Origin of the sequence: Nostoc sp., assembly GCF_041747015.1 — a bacterium.
In the GTDB taxonomy this organism is placed as follows: domain Bacteria; phylum Cyanobacteriota; class Cyanobacteriia; order Cyanobacteriales; family Nostocaceae; genus Nostoc.
This window is the reverse complement of the sequence record NZ_JBGTFY010000161.1, coordinates 59,191-79,684: the sequence shown is the minus strand read 5'-3', so window position 1 is coordinate 79,684 and position 20,494 is coordinate 59,191. Positions and strand designations below refer to the sequence as shown.

12 protein-coding genes are annotated in these 20,494 nt (G+C 38.2%); 1 reads left to right on the top strand and 11 read right to left on the bottom strand.

Annotation, left to right across the window (positions count from 1 at the left end; all coding sequences use genetic code 11):
* Nucleotides 1–424: 424 nt before the first annotated feature.
* Together ACEW80_RS12855 and bamD are read right to left on the bottom strand one after the other, a co-directional pair.
* The gene (locus ACEW80_RS12855; protein ID WP_373526945.1) at nt 425–2,008 is read right to left on the bottom strand and encodes a glycosyltransferase family 39 protein; all 1,584 of its coding nucleotides are present in this window, start codon (nt 2,006–2,008) and stop codon (nt 425–427) included.
* Between the two features lie 441 nt (nt 2,009–2,449).
* Nucleotides 2,450–2,992, bottom strand: a complete 543-nt coding sequence (bamD, locus tag ACEW80_RS12850) for an outer membrane protein assembly factor BamD (RefSeq protein ID WP_373526944.1) — start codon at nt 2,990–2,992, stop codon at nt 2,450–2,452.
* Nucleotides 2,993–3,162: 170 nt separating this feature from the next.
* On the opposite strand from bamD, the gene ACEW80_RS12845 reads away from it, so the two are divergent.
* Entirely contained in the window at nt 3,163–3,600 is a 438-nt protein-coding gene (locus ACEW80_RS12845; protein WP_373526943.1) for a hypothetical protein, read from the top strand.
* Between the two features lie 34 nt (nt 3,601–3,634).
* On the opposite strand, the gene argB is transcribed toward ACEW80_RS12845, so the two are convergent.
* From argB to ACEW80_RS12800, 9 genes are all read right to left on the bottom strand, one after another.
* On the bottom strand, nt 3,635–4,537 hold the full coding sequence (gene argB, locus ACEW80_RS12840) for an acetylglutamate kinase (protein WP_373526942.1): 903 nt from the start codon (nt 4,535–4,537) through the stop codon (nt 3,635–3,637).
* Between the two features lie 484 nt (nt 4,538–5,021).
* A complete protein-coding gene (locus ACEW80_RS12835; RefSeq protein ID WP_373526941.1) occupies nt 5,022–6,059 on the bottom strand; it encodes a methyltransferase in 1,038 nt (345 codons plus the stop codon).
* 74 nt (nt 6,060–6,133) lie between these two features.
* Nucleotides 6,134–7,003, bottom strand: coding sequence for an SDR family oxidoreductase (locus ACEW80_RS12830; RefSeq protein WP_373526940.1), 870 nt, complete (start codon nt 7,001–7,003; stop codon nt 6,134–6,136).
* Between the two features lie 40 nt (nt 7,004–7,043).
* Nucleotides 7,044–8,411 carry an MATE family efflux transporter gene (locus tag ACEW80_RS12825; protein ID WP_373526939.1) on the bottom strand — a complete coding sequence of 456 codons (1,368 nt, stop codon included), beginning with the start codon at nt 8,409–8,411 and terminating at the stop codon, nt 7,044–7,046.
* Between the two features lie 119 nt (nt 8,412–8,530).
* Nucleotides 8,531–9,907, bottom strand: a complete 1,377-nt coding sequence (locus tag ACEW80_RS12820) for a cytochrome P450 (RefSeq protein WP_373526938.1) — start codon at nt 9,905–9,907, stop codon at nt 8,531–8,533.
* 17 nt (nt 9,908–9,924) lie between these two features.
* A complete protein-coding gene (locus ACEW80_RS12815; protein ID WP_373526937.1) occupies nt 9,925–11,301 on the bottom strand; it encodes a cytochrome P450 in 1,377 nt (458 codons plus the stop codon).
* Between the two features lie 80 nt (nt 11,302–11,381).
* Nucleotides 11,382–15,467, bottom strand: coding sequence for an amino acid adenylation domain-containing protein (locus ACEW80_RS12810; RefSeq protein WP_373526936.1), 4,086 nt, complete (start codon nt 15,465–15,467; stop codon nt 11,382–11,384).
* A gap of 174 nt (nt 15,468–15,641) precedes the next feature.
* Nucleotides 15,642–18,767 carry a beta-ketoacyl synthase N-terminal-like domain-containing protein gene (locus ACEW80_RS12805; protein ID WP_373526935.1) on the bottom strand — a complete coding sequence of 1,042 codons (3,126 nt, stop codon included), beginning with the start codon at nt 18,765–18,767 and terminating at the stop codon, nt 15,642–15,644.
* A gap of 69 nt (nt 18,768–18,836) precedes the next feature.
* Nucleotides 18,837–20,483, bottom strand: a complete 1,647-nt coding sequence (locus ACEW80_RS12800) for an aminotransferase class V-fold PLP-dependent enzyme (RefSeq protein ID WP_373526934.1) — start codon at nt 20,481–20,483, stop codon at nt 18,837–18,839.
* Nucleotides 20,484–20,494 lie beyond the last annotated feature (11 nt).

Here is a 20,494-nt window from a genome sequence, read left to right as displayed (position 1 = left end):
ATAGCATCCAGAGGTTCAAAAACCTTGCACTTTCGTCGGCGAGCGCCGGGCAAATTGGGAAACTAAGCGACGAAACTACTATTTTGTAAGCTGTGTGGCTTCTAGATTCGCTCTGGAGACTTATTCAGCAAGCCCTACTTAAAAATGAAATGACTAAATGTACTTAGTACTGGATGCATAGCTGTTTTTATTATTTTTTATAAGAAAATACCCCCAAAAGCCATCTATAATTTGACTACGCCATTGAGATGATTTTTATCTTCAGGCATTTTAAAAAGTGGATGCTCCCTTCACTACTTGAATACAAGTATTTGCAGGATTTTATTAGTAACAGGATTTTATTAGTAAATAGTAGGACTCCTATTTGATTTTTGAACAAGACTCAGTACATAGGCATTTGTTACAATTAAAGAGAAAATCATTACTATCCCTTTTCTAATCTCCAAAGCATTTTTTCTGGATATTGTTGGTAAACAGGCTGGAAATTCACATTTAACTTATCTTGAAGCTTTAAGAGAAATTCCTTAGCTGGATGGAATAAAAACACATCACTAAATCCATCACTAAAATTATCATTTATCTCTGTTAAATTTGATGGTTGCTGTATTAATAGAAACTTAACTTTTGGATTTAGCTGATGGCTTAAAGGTATTACATCACGCATACCTTTATCAGAAATCACTAGTGGGTAATTTGTTTGATTGATGATGCGAGATTCCTGGATAATAGGGTTATCTTTGCCACCCCAAGTCTCTGTTTGGGAACTAATTGAACAAGACAACACTCCTACAGAAATTAGTATCACAGTGAAAAATTGCCATATTTTTGTCTGTTGACTACTATAAATTTGAAATTTAACTTTATTAGTAAGCAAATAGGCAACAGTTAATTCAATACATAAAATGCTAGGAAAATGATATCGGTCTATTGATGAGCGCTTTCCTCCAAAAACCAAATCTGGTATTACTAAAGCTGATATTGTTACAGTCATTAAAATTAAAATAAATAACCAAACTCGCATGGAACTATGAAGACAAATGAAGTAGAATGAATATAATACTAAAATTACAATTGGTATTATAAAAATAATCCGAAATATATTATGACTTATTAAAAATAATGTTTCATATTTATCGTTCCAATTTATAAAAATGTTAGACAAGATTGACCTCCAAGAGCCTATTAATGCGGAACGAGGCAAGGATGAATTTATCCAATCTGTCCTATCAGAAACACTGGTTCTATTATTTATTATCAACAAAATCCAAGGCGCGAAAAATATAAATATAGAAGTATAAATAAAACCAAGGTAAGCAATCAACGTTTTAGTCAAACGAAAGCGCTCGATAATAACTATATATAGTATGTGTGCAATTATAACTAAACCAGAAAGCAAATGAGAATAAAGAGCTAATAGTGTGGTTGCTCCATAAATAGCCCAGTTAAGCTTCGTTTTTATCCGCATAGCTCGCAACAAAGCTGCACTAGATAATAAAATCATCACTGCCCAAAGACTGTAAGGACGGGCTTGTTGAGCATAAAACAAATGGACTGGTGATATAGCAACTAAGGCAATAGCAAGCCAACCCACTACAAAAGATTCAAATAATTCTATACATAACCAGTAAATAGCAGGAAAGATAAACAGACTAATTAAGGCAGGTAAACTTCTCATCACTGTTACAGAACTACCAAATAACTGCGCCCAAAATCTTGCCAGTATAAAGTAAATTGGTGTAATTTGAGGTTCTTCTACAGCTAAACCTTTTAGTGTGTCGAATAAGCCATGTTCAGAATTTATATTTTGAAATTTTTGTATATCTTCATTACTGATTATCTTGCCGTTAAAAACTTCCCTCTTTAAATCTGGTATTGTATATCCTGCTATTCTTAAAGATGTAAAACATTCATCAACCCAATAAAGTTTTTGGTCGAGGTTTCCAAATCTGAAAAATAAACCTAATACCAATAATATAATTATGAGAAAACGCGCACTTTTGGAAAGCATTTGAAAATTCTTTATCATTTTACCTTTCTAGGACTTACGCACTGTACAAATTAATCATGGTATGTATTCACGAAAATAGGTCGTTTCAGGACTTTATTAATTGTTCTTTGATGATCGGTAAACCCGCGCTGTAGGGACACAGCATTGCTGTGCCCCTACGACAGATATGGTTTTTCTAGCCCCTCATACTTTGTATTTTGTGTCAATGCGTAAGTCCTACTTCCTTAATTTAGTTATTAAACAAAAACCTCTACAAACATAACATGATCAGTAAACCAATTTCTATAACCTGCCCCTAAATTTATTTATGCCTAGTATAGAAACATTTATTTCGAGGCGCGCAAGCGCGAGAAATAATACCTCCTTGTTCCAAGCCCTTACATTTATGTATGGGGTTCTCCCTTCTGCCCCCTGCCCCTTGTCCTCTTCATTGACTTTGTATCAGTGTGAGGTTCCTGAAACACTTAACCAAACTAAGTACGACATACTTAAAGCAATGGTAATTAAGGCCACCCAGATAAAGCGATTATCTTTGGTATTGACCTGACTGAGGTCAACAAATTCTCCTTCAGTCAGTTGAGGCTTCTGCGGTTGAGAAGATTGAGTAGACTTAGCAGCTACAGTAATTTTGAGTTTGTTATCGGGTAGTGCGCCTAAATCAGGGATTTGGATCATCCACTCACTGGGTCTTTTGAGCTTTGGTGCTTTTAAGATATAAAACATCCGTCGCGCTTGTTTGCTGGTTTCAAAATGAGGATGGCGCTTGAGTCTTTCGCAAAGAGCGATCGCATCATCTGTGCGTCCATCTGCTTCATAAGCTGTCACCAACAAAATTTCTACTTCGCCTCCAAGGCGAGAATTAGGAGCTAACAGGGCGCTTGCCTTTTCTAAATTTTCTACGGCTTCGCGGTATTGCCCATTTTCAAAGGCAACTTTCCCAGTCTGGTAGCGGGTTTTAGCAATTTCTAAACTTTCTGTACTCACGTCTTGATATACAAATTACCACTATTTTAATTTTGCCAATACCAGCAATCTTTTTAGAATCTTTTTAGAAGTCGGCAACCTGGAAGTAGATAAACTTCTAAAATTTAAATTAAGTAGCTGTGATTATTTTCTGATTAAAAATTCCGGTATCAAATGCAGGTGAGCAAAATATGCTGAAAATCAAGCATTTACAACTAAATTGGCTCAAAGCCACCATAACTTTAGCAGTGATGGGCTTAACCATTGCTCCAGCTTCTGCCCAGCGTGTGATCGTGATTGATGGTAATTATGGAGTGGGGCATAGATGCGAAGCAGCTTGTCGTCAGACATCGCCTGCTGTTGGTTCTTTTATTTATGGTAGTCCTATTCCCACACCGATGCCTGTAGACCCAACAACGGGACTAATGCCACAACGCAATAATTACCCCGATTATTACTATCCCCAGATAAGGCAGAACGTGAGAAATTCCACGCTGATTAATCCAACTTTGATTAATCCAACAATTCGGGACTCAACCCTAGTTAATCCGGTGATTATAAATAACTCATGGCGTCGTACCCCATTTAGTGGCGGGCGGTCGCATGTTTTTATTACCTATCCCCGGTAGACTCAGAGAGTGGGGAGCAGAGAAAGATAACTCCTCACTCCTGCGAGGTGAACTGCGAACCAAGAATCATTGTGCCGATCCCAACATCAGTAAAGATTTCTAGTAGGAGAGCGTGGGGAATGCGACCATCAATGATGTGTGCTGCACGAACTCCTTGAGCAAGCGATCGCACACAGCAACTGACTTTAGGAATCATCCCACCGCTAACTATACCATCGGCAATCAACTCGCGGGCTTCCCGAATATCTACTTTTGGAATCAAAGTAGATGGGTCTTTGTAATCTCTTAAAATTCCACTGGTGTCGGTCAGTAAAATTAACTTTTCTGCTCCCAATGCAGCAGCGATTTCTCCAGCTACAGTATCGGCGTTAATGTTATAAGCTTGCCCTGTCTCGTCTGCGGCGACGCTGGACACTACCGGAATATAGCCATTGCTAGCGAGGGTGTCCAAAATCTTGATATTCACATTGCTGACTTCCCCGACAAAGCCAATGTCTTCTTGACCTTGGGGACGGGCTGTAAATAGATTACCGTCTTTACCGCAAAGTCCTACAGCCAATCCACCAGCTTGGTTAATTAGCGCGACAATTTCTTTGTTAACTCGACCCACTAAAACCATTTCCACTACATCCATTGTGGCGGCATCAGTAACTCGCAGACCATTTTTAAATTGTGGTTCGATTCCCAGCTTATCCAACCAACTGTTAATTTCTGGGCCACCACCGTGTACTACAATTGGACGCAAGCCAACGCACGATAAGAATACAATATCGCGGATAACTTTGTCTTTGAGTGTGCTATCTTTCATCGCTGCGCCACCATATTTGACAACAACAGTGCGACCGGCGAATTGTTGAATATAAGGTAGTGCTTCGCTTAATACACGTACACGAGTGGCTTCAGTTTGCCTGATGTATTCAGAATCGTTGACCGTCATGAGGAGCCTAACAGAGAGAGTTAAAACCTATTTCAGTCAGTGTAGAAGACTTTGTAACTCCTTACAATCTCTGCTGCCAAAGTCGAGTATGTTTGTACTGGAACGAATGAATAAAATTTCTGAGCGATGGACGAAGACACAAGAAGAGCGGAAGAAAGATTAGCAACCAGTTCGCCAATTCAATACCTTTATCATCGACTCAAACCTGGCGTTGTAAACATAACAGATATTTAGGCGATCGCTCTTTCAAACCTCTAAAATTGAAATCATTCACCTCTAGTTACAAGGCAGAGCCGGGAAACGAGACAGGGCAAGACTTTTATCTTCATAAGCTTGATATGCACATGATACTTAATTTGTAAAGTGCGTTGTATAACTGAAAATTATCATTTTGGGAGTTGTAGACAACAAACGCTTATTTTTGACCTTGTTTGAATAACTAGTCAACCCTCCTCTTATTTTTTTACTACTTTTTCAGCAAACTCTACATAGCTTTAACTGCCTCAATAATACTGACTTCAGATTCAGTTGGGATAATTCTCGTAATGTTAAACCCTGCGGATTCAAATAACTTTTGAAACTCCTCTTCAGTACGGATGCGTCCACCAGGACACATTATTAACATATTGATATCGATAAACTTACTGCCATAAAATTCGTTGCCTGGAGGAATTACAAAGTCGATTACCAATAACCGTCCCTGTTCGTTCATGGCTTGATGACAGCGTTGGAGAATAGCGCTCGCTCGTTGATCATCCCAGTCTTGAATAATATGCTTCAGAATATAAGCATCTGCGGCCATTGGGATATTCTCAAAGAAATCTCCTCCAACAAATTGACAGCGATTCATCACGGCTAAATCCCAGGAATTTTTGGCTCTTTCAATTACATCTGGTCGGTCAAACAGCACTCCTTTCATATTAGAGTAGGCTTGGAGAATACTAGCCAGTAAACTACCTTTACCACCACCAATATCAACCAAGTTACTAATAGATGAAAAATCATAAGCTGCCAAGACTAAGGGATTAGTCTCTTCTGACTCAGCCATCGCTCGATCAAAAATTTCGCCTTGGGTAGGATTCTGGTCATTATACTCAAACAAATCCATACCGTATAAATGCTCAAAGGCACTTTCCCCAGTCTGCAAACTGGACATCAAATTTCCCCAGGCTTTATAATAATGCTCTTCGCCCCGTAAAATTGCGATCGCCCGAACCGATTCAGCGGCGTTGCTTTGCAAACAGTCTGCTAACGTAGTTAGGCTAAAACAACGAGGTTTAATCTCTGCAAAAATGCCAACACTAGCTAAAGCCCGCAATATCCGATAAAGTGCATCGCTATGGGTATTTGTGACAGCAGCTAAAGCATCGCAGTGCTGAGAGCCATCCTTGAGTAAATCTGCAATACCAAGTTTAGCTACCACGTAGACACACCGTGACATCCAGTAGGCGTGTACCCATTCCATTGCAGTCATATTAAATGGTGCATTGCTGAGTGTATATGTAGATTCTGATAAAGTCATGACTGTTTCCTAGTTGATAAGGTTGAAAAATCAATGTTTCCGTAAACGTTAGGTGGCGCTAAACTTCCCTTTACCTAATTTTTTAATTCCAATTCTTGGAGTTGAATTGCATCACAAACTCGGTCTGGTAAAATCTTCGCCAACATCAAGAATAAATTTAAAATCACTTTTTCCTTAGATAAGAAATACCGAGTTTTAGGTTTCTTCGTTTCTAGAGCTTTCTGAATGACATCTGCAACTTCTTGGGGTAGCATTCCCATCCGATTTGACTTAATTAACTGCTCTAGAGAAAATTTGTAAATATCACCATACATAGCTCTAGCGGTAGGTGACATATTGGCTAATTTTTTTTGCAAACTTGCTTCTACTTTGTCTGGTGCGGCGGAAGCAATTGAGCCAGGCTCAATCAAAATTACTTCAATTCCCCAAGGATATAATTCCATTCTCAAAGAATCAGTCAACGCCTCTAATGCAAACTTAGAAGCACACAAAGCCGAGAAAAAGGGTGAAGAAATTTTGCCAGAAACAGAGCCAATATTAATAATCCTACCTTTGGCTTGGCGGATCATTGGTAAGAAAGCTTGGGTAACTGCTACTTGCCCAATCACATTGACTTCAAATTGCCATCTTAGTTCATCCAAGTCCAGATATTCTAATGGACCGTCTACTAATATTCCGGCATTATTTACTAATCCCAGCAGTCCTTTTTCACCAACTGCTGATGAGACAATTTCTGTGGCAGCTTTAATCTGTTCTAATTTGGTAATATCCAGAGTAATCGGTGTCAAATTACCAGCTGAATTTAACCTGAGTAATTCAGCATCTTTTTCTGTACGGACTCCAGCAAAAACTTGATATCCTTCTTGAGCTAAAAGCAGCGCAGTTGCTCGTCCAACTCCTGTCGATGCTCCTGTAATTACTACAGTGCCTTGTTTTTTACTCATTAATTCTTCAATCCTAAAATGTAAAATGGTCTAACTTTGATTATATTATTCTGGTTTGATTGTTAAGCTTTTTAAACTCTAACCGAGTTATAAATAAAGCGATTAACACAACCAAAATATCTGTAAATAACATTCCATAATAAACACCTCTAACGCCCAAATATGCTGACAATATTAATACAAGTGGGATGAGGAAAAAGAGCGTTTTTGCTAAAATTAATATCCCCGCTGCTTTTCCATTACCTATTGATTGAAATAAAGTTACACTACAAAAACCTAAAGGAAGAATTAAAAGCAATAAATTAATAATTTGAAAATTGAATAAATCATCAACACTAAAATTTGTAGATGGTAGTAATATGTGGAGAAATGTTGCTGGTGATAATTGTAAAGGGAACCAGATTAATCCTAAAAATAGTGTTCCACCAATACCAAATGTAAAATACGCTTGCTTGATTCTATGATATTTTTTTGCTCCATAATTCATCCCAACTACTGGTTGTAGAGCTTGCACAAACCCTTCTATAGGAATAGTTGCTAAAGCATAGATTCTTAATGTTGCACCAGCAATTGCAATATCGTGAGCGGTTCCATATTGAGCAATGGATTTAAAAACTACTGACTGTTCTACTAAGCTAATAACTTCCATCAGCAATGCCGTTATTCCTACCGATAAAATTGCTGGTAGTAAATCTATTGCTAGAGTTAATTTTTTATGATTAACAGGAATAGAACTTTTAGCAGAGAGAAAATAGTTAATATTCAAAATACTATAAATTAACATAGAAATAACTGTCGAAAATGCTACTCCTTTAATTCCCCAGTTAAAAACACTAATAAATATGGGATTTAAAATAGCATCAAGAATAACAAACAATCCTGCAAAAATCATCGCTAGACGAATTTTACCTTCTGACTTCATCAACTGACTGGAAGCTACCGCTAAGATATAAAATACAGAGCCAAATGTGTAGATTTTAAAATACTCTGCGCCGGAGGCTGCTACTTCACCCTCTCCTCCCATGAATGCAATTAATGCGTCACTAAAAAAGTAACCTAAGATAGTGATAAAAAAGGCAATAATTACGCTCATTATTACTAAAGTGCCAAAGATTTTAGATTTAGTTTTGACATCTCCTGAACCAATTGCTCGACTGAGAACTGAGGCACAACCTACCCCTACTAAGTGAGCGGAACCAATAACGATAGAAGTAAGTGGTAGTGCCAAAGATATTGCTGCTAATGCAGTTTCACCAATTAGTTGCCCGGCAAATAAAGCATCAAGAAAAGTATTCATTCCAATCAACAACATTCCCAAAATACCGGGAATGGTTAATTTCATCATCAGTTGAATAAGATTACCATCAAGAATTTCATCTGTAACTTTTGATTGCTGCTGAGAAGTCATATTATATGCTAAGTCGTAAATTAGGATAAAAGCGGTTTTCGGTACGTTAGGGAAGTACTAACACACCTTACATTAAGTTTTAATTAAACAATAAAAATCTTACCAAAAATCATTTTTAACTACTTAGTTGAGCTAGTCACAAACTGCCTACTGTTGCTGCTATTGCCACTTACTAACAACATCTTTAAGTTACTAGCAGGGGGATAATTTGCTCCTTGTTGGTGGGGTTTTTCTGGTTGTGTACTAGTTAGTGCTAATTGATAGTGTGAAATAATTGTCGCCAATGCTAGCTTCATCTCAAACAAAGCCAAGGCTTCTCCAGGACAGCGACGAGCACCGCCACCAAAGGGCAAAAATTCATAAGGGGAGTATTGTTTTTCTAAAAAGCGTTCTGGTTGGAATTCTTTTGGTTGCGGATATAAATCTGCATTTTGATGTGTTAAATAAATACAGCCGATAATGATTGTTCCAGGACTCAAATTATAGCCCATCAACTCAGTTTGTGATTCCACGATCCTGGGAAATGTTAGTACTTGAGTTGGATAAATTCGTAATACTTCATTACACACAGCAGTCAGGTAAGGAAGTTGAAAAATGTTCATCGGGTCAGGAGAATCACCCAGGCTATTGATTTCTCTGAGTAATTGTTCTCGGATTACTGGTAAACGATGAACCCAGTACAATGCCCAAGCTATGGCGGTAGCTGAAGCATCCCGACCACCGAATAACAATGAAGGAAATAAATCGCGTATTTCTTCATTTGTCATGAGTTCACCCGTTTCATTGCGGGCAAATATCAACTCGGAAAGGACATCATCACTAGAGGAATTTGGTTGCTGGCGGCGATCGCTAATTTCGGCGTAAAGTAGCTGGTCAAATTGTTGCCACAGGTAAAGAAAGTAACCCCACGGACTCCATCTGCCTAAATTTTGTTGTAAGAAGGGGAAGGATAAGGGGATTTCCACAAAGGGCGATCGCGCATAATTCATTAAAGTAAAAAGCAGTTGCTTGAGTTGTTCGTAACGTTCTCCTTCACTTAAGCCAAAAAAAGTGTTTAATATTATTTGAAGAGTAATCTTTTGCATGGTCGGGTAAGCTAAAAAAGGCTTGTTTATGGGCAACTGGCTCATGACTTTTTCTGTTAGGTCACAAATTTGCTGTCCATAGACTCGGATCTTATTACCATGCAAGGGAGGCATTAAGAGTTTGCGCCGATATCTGTGGCGTAAACCATCAAGCAAGAGTAATCCGTTTTTCCCCACTAAGGGAGCTGCTTCTTGGTTTAACTCTCCAGAGGCAATAATCTCTGTTGTATTAGTAAAAAGCTGCTTCATCCCTTGAGGATTGCCAACAAATAACAGGGGTGTAGACTCAGACATGATCGTGAAAATGTCGCCATAGCGTTGGCTCATTTTATCTAAAAATCCAAGGGGGTCGGCTGCAAATTGCATTTTCAGCAACCAATCGGGGAGTTTCGGGCCTGGAGGTAGGTTCATTGTTAATTGGTTGTTTTTTAAACGCAGAGACTCGCGGAGGTTTCCGCAGAAGATTGCGGAGTTTTTGCACAGATATGCATCTTGACACCACTAGCTGGGTAACACATTAGACCTTCAAACTTTGGTTGCTCTGGTTGTTTTTTAACTAGGGCTAATTGATAACGTGAAATAATAGTTGCTAATATTAATTTCATTTCAAATACAGCCAAAGCTGCACCAATACAGCTACGAGCGCCGCCGCCAAAGGGGAGAAATTCGTAAGGAGAATATTCTCTTTCTAAAAAGCGCTCTGGTTGAAATTGTTTAGGTTGTGGGTATAAATCTTCACGCTGATGTGTGAGATAAATACAGCCCATGAGTAGCGTTCCTGGACTCAATTCATAGCCCATCAGTTCAGTTGATAATTCCACTCGGCGGGTAAATGTGAATAATTGAGTTGGGTAAATTCGCAGAGCTTCATTACAGACAGCACTAAGGTAGGGGAGTTGCACAATGCTCATGGGGTCGGGAGAGTCGCCAAGGCTAGCAAGTTCCTTAAGTAATTGCTCGCAGACTTTCGGTAGACGATGTACCCAATACAACAACCAAGTGACTGCAACAGCCGAAGCATCTTGAGCTGCAAATAAGGGCGAAAGTAATAAGTCGCGTATTTCTTCGTTTGTGATTGGTTCACCGGTTTCATCACGAGCAAATATCAGTTCGGATAGGGTATCGATGCGATCGCAATCTGCTTGTTTACGGCGTTCTTGGACTTCGGCGTAAAGTATTTGAAAAATTTCATCGCGCAGGTGCATTAAGTATCCCCACGGACTCCAGCGCCCTAAATCACGTTGCAAAAATGGGAAAGCGAAGGTGATTTGCATGATTGGCGATCGCATACACTTGAGTATATCAGGAAGTAGTTGCTTGAGTTTTTGGTAGCGCTCTCCCTCGCGTAAGCCCAACACAACTTCCATGCTTACTTGTAAAGTTATATCTTCAATGGTGGGGTAAGTGATGAAGGATTTTCCTACCAAATACTGACTCATGACTTTCTCTGTCAAGTTACAAATCAGCTTTCCTTGAGCTTGCATTTTGACACCGTGAAAAGCTGGCATGATTAATTTGCGTCGATGTTTGTGGCGTAAACCATCGAGTTGTAATAAGCCTTTTTCTCCTGTGATTAAAATCATTTCTTCGTTTAATTCACCAGGAGATTTAATTTCTTTTGTATTGGTGAAAATCTGTTTAAGTGCCTGTGGGTTGCTAACGAATACTATGGGGGTAGAACCAAATTTGATGGAGAAAATGTCGCCATATTTTTTGGCAATGGCATCAAGATGGTTTAGGGGATCATTTGCTATTTTAATCAAGTGAAGCCAGAGAGGAATTTTAGTTACTTCAGGTATTTTCATTTGGATATCTCACGCAGAGGCGCAGAGTCGCAGAGAGTATAAGAGGTTGTTGAAAAAGTTTAATTTGGTGTATTTGGCGGTTAGCTTAAATTTGTTACCTGATTGAGATATTTTTTTAATTGGTTAGCTAATTTTTGGATGTAAGGTTCGTTAAAGATTGAGAAATGATTACCTGGAATCTCTATCATGTTGATAGGTTGTTGAGAATATTTTCCCCAACCTAATAACGGATCATCACTGTGGAATTCTTGACTTTCAAAATCGTGAGTAATTATCTCGTTGGCTTTGAATAAAGTAATTGCATGGGGATAAACTTGTGGTACATAATTTCGCATGGCTTGGATATGGGTTTTGAAAAGTTCATAACTTTGCAGATGTTGCACCATTTCTGTTTCGCTAATGTTGAGATTAGCTTTGCCAAATAACAGACGAAATTGCTCCTTGAGGGACAAATCTCGCAGTTCTGGATATGAAACAGCAAAATCTATGCCAAACCAGTTTTTGATAGCCTCTGCAAGACGCAGGATTAATTTAGCATCATCATCTTTTGTGGGTTTGATGATGATTTTTGGCAAGATAGCGTCAATGACTATGAGTAAATCAACAGTTTCATTTTGGCTTTGTAGTTGTTGAGCCATTTCAAAGGCAATTATGCCACCATAACACCAACCGCCTAAAAGATACGGGCCTTGTGGCTGTACGGTACGAATTTCTTTGAGGTAGTAACTTGCTGTTTTTTCGACCGAAAGATGATAAAATTCTTGTTGATTAGGGTTTTGTTCTAAGGCATAAAATGGCTGTTCTATACCTAGTTTTCTAGCTAATATTAGGTAGTTGTTGACATCCCCGCCAGCAGCATGAACGCAGAAAAAGGGACGGTGAGAACCTGAAGATTGAATTGCAACTAATGGGGAATTTGAACCTAAACTAACTGGTTGACTGACAATCTTGGCGAGTTTTTCAATTGTTGTATTTTCAAATAGAGTAGAGAGGGGAAGGTTGTGTCCAAAGCGCTCATATATTTGAGCCATTAAACGCACAGCTAAAAAAGAATGTCCTCCTAAATCAAAAAAGTTATCTGTAACTCCAATCGGGTTAGTATTGAGGAGTTGTTGCCATATTTTCACTAAGGCTAATTCTGTAAAATTCCGAGCATCAATAAAAGATTTATGGGAGTTAGGTCGAATTATATCATCAGTTGGTAGTGCTTGTTTGTCTACTTTACCATTCGGTGTGAGTGGTATTTGATCCAATACTATAAAAGCAGATGGTATCATGAAATGTGGTAAGTTTTTCTGTAAATGTTTTAGTATTTGAGGGATTAAATTTTCTTCTTTTGTGACTATATAAGCAATTAAATACTTGTCACCTTGAGGATCATTATGAGGAATAACAACAGAATTTTGTACCAATGGATGTTGAGCGATCGCAGCTGCAATTTCTCCCAACTCTACCCGAAAACCACGAATTTTGATTTGGTCATCCTGACGACCGAAATATTCTAGTTGACCGTTGTTGAGATAGCGTCCTAAGTCACCAGTTTTATAAAGCTTAGTTCCCGGTAAAAATGGGTGATCAATAAATCGTTGTTGAGTGAGTTCTGAACGATGTAAATAGCTCCTGGCTAATCCATCACCACCAATATATAATTCGCCAACTACACCAATAGGAGCAAGTTGCAAATGACGATCCAATATATACACCTGGGTATTATCTATGGGATAACCAATAGGAACAGTTAAAGATTTTTCACTTAATAAACTGGTGTCGTAATAAGTCACATTTGCAGAAACTTCTGAAGAACCGTAAAGGTTAATTAATTTTGCATTTGGTAGCAACTGCTTGAAAGTTTTTACTAAATCAATAGCAAGCACTTCTCCACTACTAATCCAGAGTTTGAGATGGGACAATTTTTGAGTAAGATGACTGTAATTATTGAGGAGTATCCGCAGTAGTGAAGGAACAAGCACTAAGCGCGAAACTTGATGGTGAGCAAGAGTTTCTAGGAAAAGTTGGGGATCTTTGGCGATCGCATCGGGAATAATAACCGTAGGAATTCCCTGTAATAAGGGTGCAAAGATTTCCCATACTGAGTCTACAAAGCTAATGGCTGTTTTTTGACAACAAATTTCCCCACCTACAAAAGGATAGGTTTTCCATAGCCAGTGTAAGCCGTTGACTGTACCGCGATGAGTACCCAGAACACCTTTAGGCGTTCCACTTGAACCGGAGGTGTAGATTATATAGGCGAGGCGATCGCCGCCAGATGTGCTGACGGGATTTTCTTGACTTTCTTGTTGAATAGTTTCCCAATCAGTATCTAAGGCGATCGCGTTTATTTGTCCCCAATTATGAACTAATAATGTATTACTAATCACTAATGAAACTTGGGAATCAGCAACCATGAACTGAAGGCGCTCAACTGGATAATTGGGGTCGAGGGGTAAATAAGCACCACCAGCTTTTAAAATTGCTAGAATCGCTACAATCATATCTACAGAGCGTTCTAGACAAATAGCCACGAGGGTTTCGGTTGTGACTCCTAATTTTTTTAAATAATGGGTAAGCTGATTTACCTTTTGGTTAAGTTGTTGATAAGTTAGCTGTTCTGACTGACTAATTAATGCTAAAGCATCGGGTAATAGCTTGACTTGCTGTTCAAATAATTGATGTAAAGATGCGTTATCAGGATAATCGGCTAGGGTGTTATTCCATTCTACTAATAATTGCTCTTGCTCTTGGGTTGTTAATAGTGATAATTTAGAAATTCTTTGATTGGGATTAGTAACAATACTTTCTAGTAAAGTTTCAAAATTATCAATCAATCTTTTAATTGTATCTGGATCAAATAAATCTGTACTGTACTCCAAAAATCCACTTAATTCCTGTTGCGATTCAGATATTGATACAGAAATATCAAATTCTGATGTACCGTGATCAATCTCTAAAGTACGTAAGGTTAAACCCGAAACTTCTTCAACAGGTGTTGGTGCATTTTGCAAAATAAACATCACCTGAAAAAGTGGATTATGGTTTAAGTTTCGCTCAGGTTGCAATTCTTCTACTAACTTCTCGAAGGGCAAATCTTGATGTGCATAAGCGTTGAGAGTTACTTCTCGCACCCGACTTAAAAATTCTCGAAAGCTAGGATTACCACTCAAATTATTACGTAGCACTAAATTATTAACAAATAAGCCAATTAAACCTTCTAATTCAGTTCGATTACGATTAGCAATTGAAGAACCTATTAAAATATCTTCTTGTGCTGTGTAACGGTAAAGTAATGTATTAAACGCCGCCAACAGCGTCATAAATAAAGTGCATTCTTCTTGCTGGCTAAACTTATTTAACGCTTCTGTCAATGTTTGGGAGAACGTAAAATATTGTTTTGCACCTTTAAAACTCGCAACAGCAGGACGCGGACGATCTGTAGGTAACTGAAGTATTGGTAACTTACCTTTTAAGTGTTGCTTCCAGTAATTCAGTTGAGTTTTTAGCAATTCTCCTTGCAGGCGATCGCGCTGCCAAATGGTAAAATCTGTATATTGGATGGGGAGTTCAGCTAAGGGTATAGATTGACTTGTAGAGAAAGCAGCATACAGCGTTGCTAACTCTTGCGCGAACACACCCATAGACCATCCATCAGTGACAATATGATGTATGGTTAATAGCAAGATGTGTTCTACTTCACTCAAGCGGAGCAAAGTTGCTCTGACTAATGATTTGGCAGCTAAATTAAAAGGTTTTTGAGCTTCTTTTATGGCTATTTGTTTAACTTCTACTTCCCAATTTTTATTTGATAAATGCTCAATATTAATAATAGGTAGCTCCCAAGTTAATTGGGGCAAAATTACTTGAACTGGCTGTTGATCTATTGTGATAAAGTTAGTTCGCCATGCTTCATGTCGCCGAAGAATTTCGTTGAGACTTTGCTGAATTGCTGTTACATTGAGCATTCCTGTTAAATGCAAAGCACTTGTCACATGATAGAAAGAACTTCCGTGATAAAGTTGGTCGATAAACCATAATCTTTGCTGAGAAAAAGATAAAGGTACAGTCTGAGAGTTTTGACGCTGCGGAATACTCTCAGTTTTAAATTTACCTACTTTCCATTTTTCTAATAGGGCTTTTTTAGTGGCTGATAAGTTAGAGGATTCTTGAGGCATAGTTAATAATAAAATGCAGATTTTTTCAGAAATATATAATGCAATACGCTTGGGTTAAGGCTAAAACTCTTTGTCAAAGCCAATTTTTTTAACGAACCGCAGAGGCACAGAGAACACAGAGAGAAGGAAAAAATGCTTAACTGAACTGTATTAATATATAATGAAGATTTTGTACTAATTATTTAATAAAATTTTAACTTCATCTTCAGATAGATTATCAATTTTTTCAATCATCAAGACTTCAATCATTTCTGCTTGTTTAGCAATAGTTAAGGCTTGTAATAGCAAGTCTTGTAGTGGTAATTCCACAGGTAAATTTCCTTTCATCCGAGAAGCTAGTTGAGTTGCAATCAGAGAATCTCCTCCCAACTCAAAGAAATTGTCGTAAATACCAACTTGCTCAATTCCCAAAACTTCTTGCCAAATGTTGGCGATTTGTTGTTCTAATTCATTAGTAGGAGCAATATACGAATTAGCGAGATTGGGTCTAGAATAATGTGGAGATAATTTTTGTAATTTTGTTGTTTCTAAATTCGTTGTGTTAGAAAAAATTTGACTGGTTTCACTGGATAATAATGATGGTAATTTTGCCTCAATCCAATAACGTTGACGCTCAAAAGGATAAGTAGGTAGAGGAAGACGGTAGCGTTGTTCATGACTGTAAAATTTTAACCAATCGATTTCTTTACCTGCTATCCACAGCCGACCTAATGTATTTAATAAAAAAGCCAAATCTGATTGTTGTTCTTGAGGATGACGCAAGGAAGCTAATACTAATTGTTTTGCTTCTGAGGCTAAATGATGTCTCGTTAATGTGTTTAATGTCCTACCTGATCCAACTTCGATAAAAATTCCTTCTGATTGCTTTAACAACTCAGATATTCCTGGAGAAAATTTTACACAAGAACGTAGATGCTGGCTCCAATAGCTAGGATTTATAACTTCATCGTTTTTAATCCAAGTACCAGTAACGTTAGAAATAAAAGGAATTTTGGGTTGGTTAAGTTTGACTTTTTTAACTCGCTCAATGAAGGATGCCAAAATAGGTTCCATCATCTGAGAATGGAAAGCATGAGATGTATGCAAACGGCGACAATTTATATTTTTAGAAGTTAAATAGTTCTGTAGCGCCTCTATAGGTTCAGTTTTCCCAGAAACCACACAAGCAGATGGACTATTAATTGCTGCGAGAGAAAGTTCTGTTCCCAAAAGCGATCGCACATCTGTTTCTGGTAGTGCAACGGCTAACATACTTCCCAAAGGTAGTTGCTGGATCATTTCACCCCTAGCTGTAACTAAAGCCAAAGCATCTTCTAAACAGAACACACCAGCTAAAGTTGCAGCTACATACTCACCTATACTATGACCAATCATCGCTGTGGGATGCACCCCCCACGTCATCCATAATTTAGCGATCGCGTACTCAATAATAAATAATGCAGGTTGAGCGTAGATGCGAAGCAGCTTGTCATTAGCGATCGCTGCTGTTTCTGTTTGTTGTTCTTCGGGATAAATTATCTGACGTATATCCAGCCCCAAATGAGGTTTGAGAATATCTGCACATATATCTACTTGCTCACGAAATATTGGCTCAACTTCATATAATTCCCGCGCCATATTTACATATTGCGTTCCCTGTCCCGAAAACATAAAAATAACTGGACGGTTACTAGGTTTTTCATAATCAGTGAAAACTCGTTGCGGATCTAGGGAAGTTAAAGCCTTGAGTGCATCATCAATATCATGACAAACAATTATACGGCGATACTCAAAAGCCCGCCGACCAATGCTGAGAGTATAAGCAACATCAGCTAAATCAAGCTCAGGATGCTGTTGTAAATGGGTGGTAAAATTAGCCGTTACTTGTTCAAGTGCCTTCTCACTTTTAGCCGATAAACACAACAGAAAATATTCATTTTTGAACGCCAGTTGCTTCAAGTCGGCAGAGCCGCCCAACGCACTGGCTCCTTTTGATTTTTGATTTTTGACTTGTATTGGTGCTTCTTCCAAAATAACATGGGCATTAGTTCCGCCAATCCCAAAAGAACTGACTCCAGCGCGCCGGGGTGTGCTATTAGTTTGCCATTCTGATAGTTTGGTATTGACGTAGAAGGGACTATTAGCAAAATCTATTTGAGGATTGGGTGCTTTAAAGTGTAAATTTGCAGGTATTTTTTTATGCTTCAGAGATTGAATAGTCTTAATTAAACCAGCCACGCCAGCCGCCGTATTGAGGTGTCCAACATTGGTCTTTGCAGAAGCGATCGCACAGAAACCTTTTTTTTCAGTGCTAGCACGAAAAGCTTGTGTAAGAGCCGCAATTTCTATCGGATCTCCTAAAGAAGTTCCAGTACCATGAGTTTCGATATAAGAAATAGTTTCGGGTTCCACACCAGCTAAAGCCAGTGCTTCTAAAATAACTGCTTTTTGTCCATCTACGCTGGGGGCTGTATAGCCAACTTTTAAAGAGCCATCATTATTAATTGCTGAACCTTTAATTACTGCATGAATATAATCGCCATCAGCAAGAGCATCTTCTAATCGCTTTAGGACTACCACACCCAAACCGTTGCTAAAAATAGTACCACTAGCGTTAGCATCAAAAGCTCGGCAATGACCGTCAGCCGCTAAAATTCCCCCTTCTTCATAATAGTAACCAGCTTTTTGTGGCACTGTTATTGAAACACTACCACCCAGAGCAATATCACTTTCCCCATTCAGCAAACTTTGACAAGCAAAATGAACCGCAACTAATGATGTAGAACAAGCAGTTTGAATATTAACGCTTGGCCCTTTCAGGTTTAATTTGTAAGAAATTTGGGTTGGTAAGTGGTCTTTATCATTACTCACAAAAATTTGAAATGATTCTACTGGTTTTAACAAATCCCAATCAGGGTAAAAGTTAGAAAATAAATTATTAAACAAGTAAGAACTTAAAGTTGAACCCGCAAAAAGACCAATTTGACCATCATAAATTGCCGAATTATACCCAGCATTTTCTAATGCTTCCCAAACACATTCTATAAATAGACGATGTTGTGGATCTATAATTTCAGCTTCTTTAGGAGTAAAGCCAAAAAAATTAGCATCAAATAACTCTATATCTTCTAATAAACCACCTGCTTTCACATAGTTAGGGTCATTTATTACTGTTAGCTTTATCCCTGCCGATATCAGTTCTTCATCAGTGAAAAAAGAAATAGATTCTACACCATCTCGCAAGTTTTGCCAAAAAATATCAACATTGTTTGCGCCGGGAAAACGACCAGCCATGCCAATAATTGCTATTTCATCTGTCATAATACTTTACCTTCTGCACCATAATTGTCTCTCTCTTCCTTGGCGGTTCGTTTATTAAATCTCTAGCCTCTATACCCTTTTTTGAGCATCTAACACATAAATTTCTGACGCAATTTGCATTTGATCATTTAATACTGCATCAATATCATCTTCAGTGGTAAGTGGATTTGCTAGCACTGCACGCAAAGCAATAATCGGAATTTCATTACCAAAGCAGGTGATTGTTTTTGTCGTTCTAGAGATGAAAGTACGACCAGCTTGACGCTGCATTTTTTGTAGTTTCTGATTAAATTCACTGATTATCAAATTATCGGCTTCAGTCAACTTTTGTTCGGTAGCAGCCTCTCTTAATTCCTCTGGAATGTAGCGATATACTATTAAGTTTGTATCAGGTTCAGCTAACAACTGAAACTCTGACATAGCACAAATCCGAGCCGCCATATACTGAGTTTTTCTGATGCCTTCATCAATCAAAAATTCATATCCCTTAATACCAATTAAATTTAATCCAGCGTGTAAGAATAAAGCCATACCTGGGCGAGAACCTTCCAAAGCGCGTTTACCTAAATCGAACGATCCCTTACGCATGGTATAGCTAGCTTGCTTTTCAATTGTTTGTGCTGTCTGCGGTTCGCGCATGAATAGCATCCCAATACCCATTGGTAGATAAAGTTGTTTATGTCCGTCAATAGTTACTGAATCAGCTTGTTCGATACCAGCAAGTTTATGGCGATGTTGTTGAGAAAAAATTAGCGGACCACCCCAAGCAGCATCTACGTGAAAATGAACATTAGCTGCATGGGCAATTTCTGCAATATTTAAAAGCGGATCTAACCCACCAGAATCGGTTGTACCAGCAATACCAATAATCGCAATTATACACAAATTCTGCTCATGACATTCTGCCACAGCCTGACGTAATGCTTGCAAATTAACTCGATTATTACTGTCAACTGGAACTTTAATTAAACCACGATTACCAATCCCTAATAAATCTGCGGCTTTATCAAAAGAAAAATGCATTAACTCAGAGCCAATTATCGCTGCTCCTTTGTAACCGTAGAAATTTAGTGCTGCTGTTAAACCTTCCTTTTCCACACCCAAAAAACCATCATTAGTCCCCAAAACAGCATTTCGAGCGCACCACATTGCAGCAATATTTGCTGTTGTACCACCAGATAATAATATTCCCAGCGTACTTTGACTATTTTGAATATGTTGAGCGTAAAAATGATCAGAAAAATTGTAAATTTGTCGATGCAGCATCGCCAAAGCTTGACGTTCGTAAAAACTGAGAGCTTTAGCCGTCTCGATTTTCACAGCATTTTGGTTCATCGCCGTCATCAGTTTCGCCAGAGGTTGCACAAAACTGGGCAGCGCCGAGGTCATGTGACCAATAAATCTTGGTGAAGCAGTATGAATTGAATGAGCAATGACATGATCAGATAAGTATTCAAGATAGGTTTCAAAACTAGCAGGTTGATTCGGTACTTTACTATCACAAAACTGCCCTGCTAATGAATCTAAATCAATATTACTACTAGCATCACCTGCACTTATAAAAGTATAAGATAACTTATCAACAAAGTCATCTATATTTTCTTCTATCGATGTACTAAATAATTGCATTACCTCTTTTTCAATACCATAATGCAATCTTGGTTCAGTCTCAACAAAATAACTTGTTGTTGATATTTCTGGTTTACTTAATGTCATCTTGATATCAT

Excerpts from the sequence above, each read along its gene's own strand:
- ACEW80_RS12815 (WP_373526937.1), bottom strand. The coding sequence starts at position 11,301 with ATGAAAATACCTGAAGTAACTAAAATTCCTCTCTGGCTTCACTTGATT.
- ACEW80_RS12845 (WP_373526943.1), top strand. The coding sequence starts at position 3,163 with ATGCTGAAAATCAAGCATTTACAACTAAATTGGCTCAAAGCCACCATA.
- ACEW80_RS12855 (WP_373526945.1), bottom strand. The coding sequence starts at position 2,008 with ATGCTTTCCAAAAGTGCGCGTTTTCTCATAATTATATTATTGGTATTA.
- ACEW80_RS12820 (WP_373526938.1), bottom strand. The coding sequence starts at position 9,907 with ATGAACCTACCTCCAGGCCCGAAACTCCCCGATTGGTTGCTGAAAATG.
- argB (WP_373526942.1), bottom strand. The coding sequence starts at position 4,537 with ATGACGGTCAACGATTCTGAATACATCAGGCAAACTGAAGCCACTCGT.
- ACEW80_RS12830 (WP_373526940.1), bottom strand. The coding sequence starts at position 7,003 with ATGAGTAAAAAACAAGGCACTGTAGTAATTACAGGAGCATCGACAGGA.
- ACEW80_RS12805 (WP_373526935.1), bottom strand. The coding sequence starts at position 18,767 with ATGACAGATGAAATAGCAATTATTGGCATGGCTGGTCGTTTTCCCGGC.
- ACEW80_RS12800 (WP_373526934.1), bottom strand. The coding sequence starts at position 20,483 with ATGACATTAAGTAAACCAGAAATATCAACAACAAGTTATTTTGTTGAG.
- ACEW80_RS12835 (WP_373526941.1), bottom strand. The coding sequence starts at position 6,059 with ATGACTTTATCAGAATCTACATATACACTCAGCAATGCACCATTTAAT.
- ACEW80_RS12810 (WP_373526936.1), bottom strand. The coding sequence starts at position 15,467 with ATGCCTCAAGAATCCTCTAACTTATCAGCCACTAAAAAAGCCCTATTA.
- ACEW80_RS12825 (WP_373526939.1), bottom strand. The coding sequence starts at position 8,411 with ATGACTTCTCAGCAGCAATCAAAAGTTACAGATGAAATTCTTGATGGT.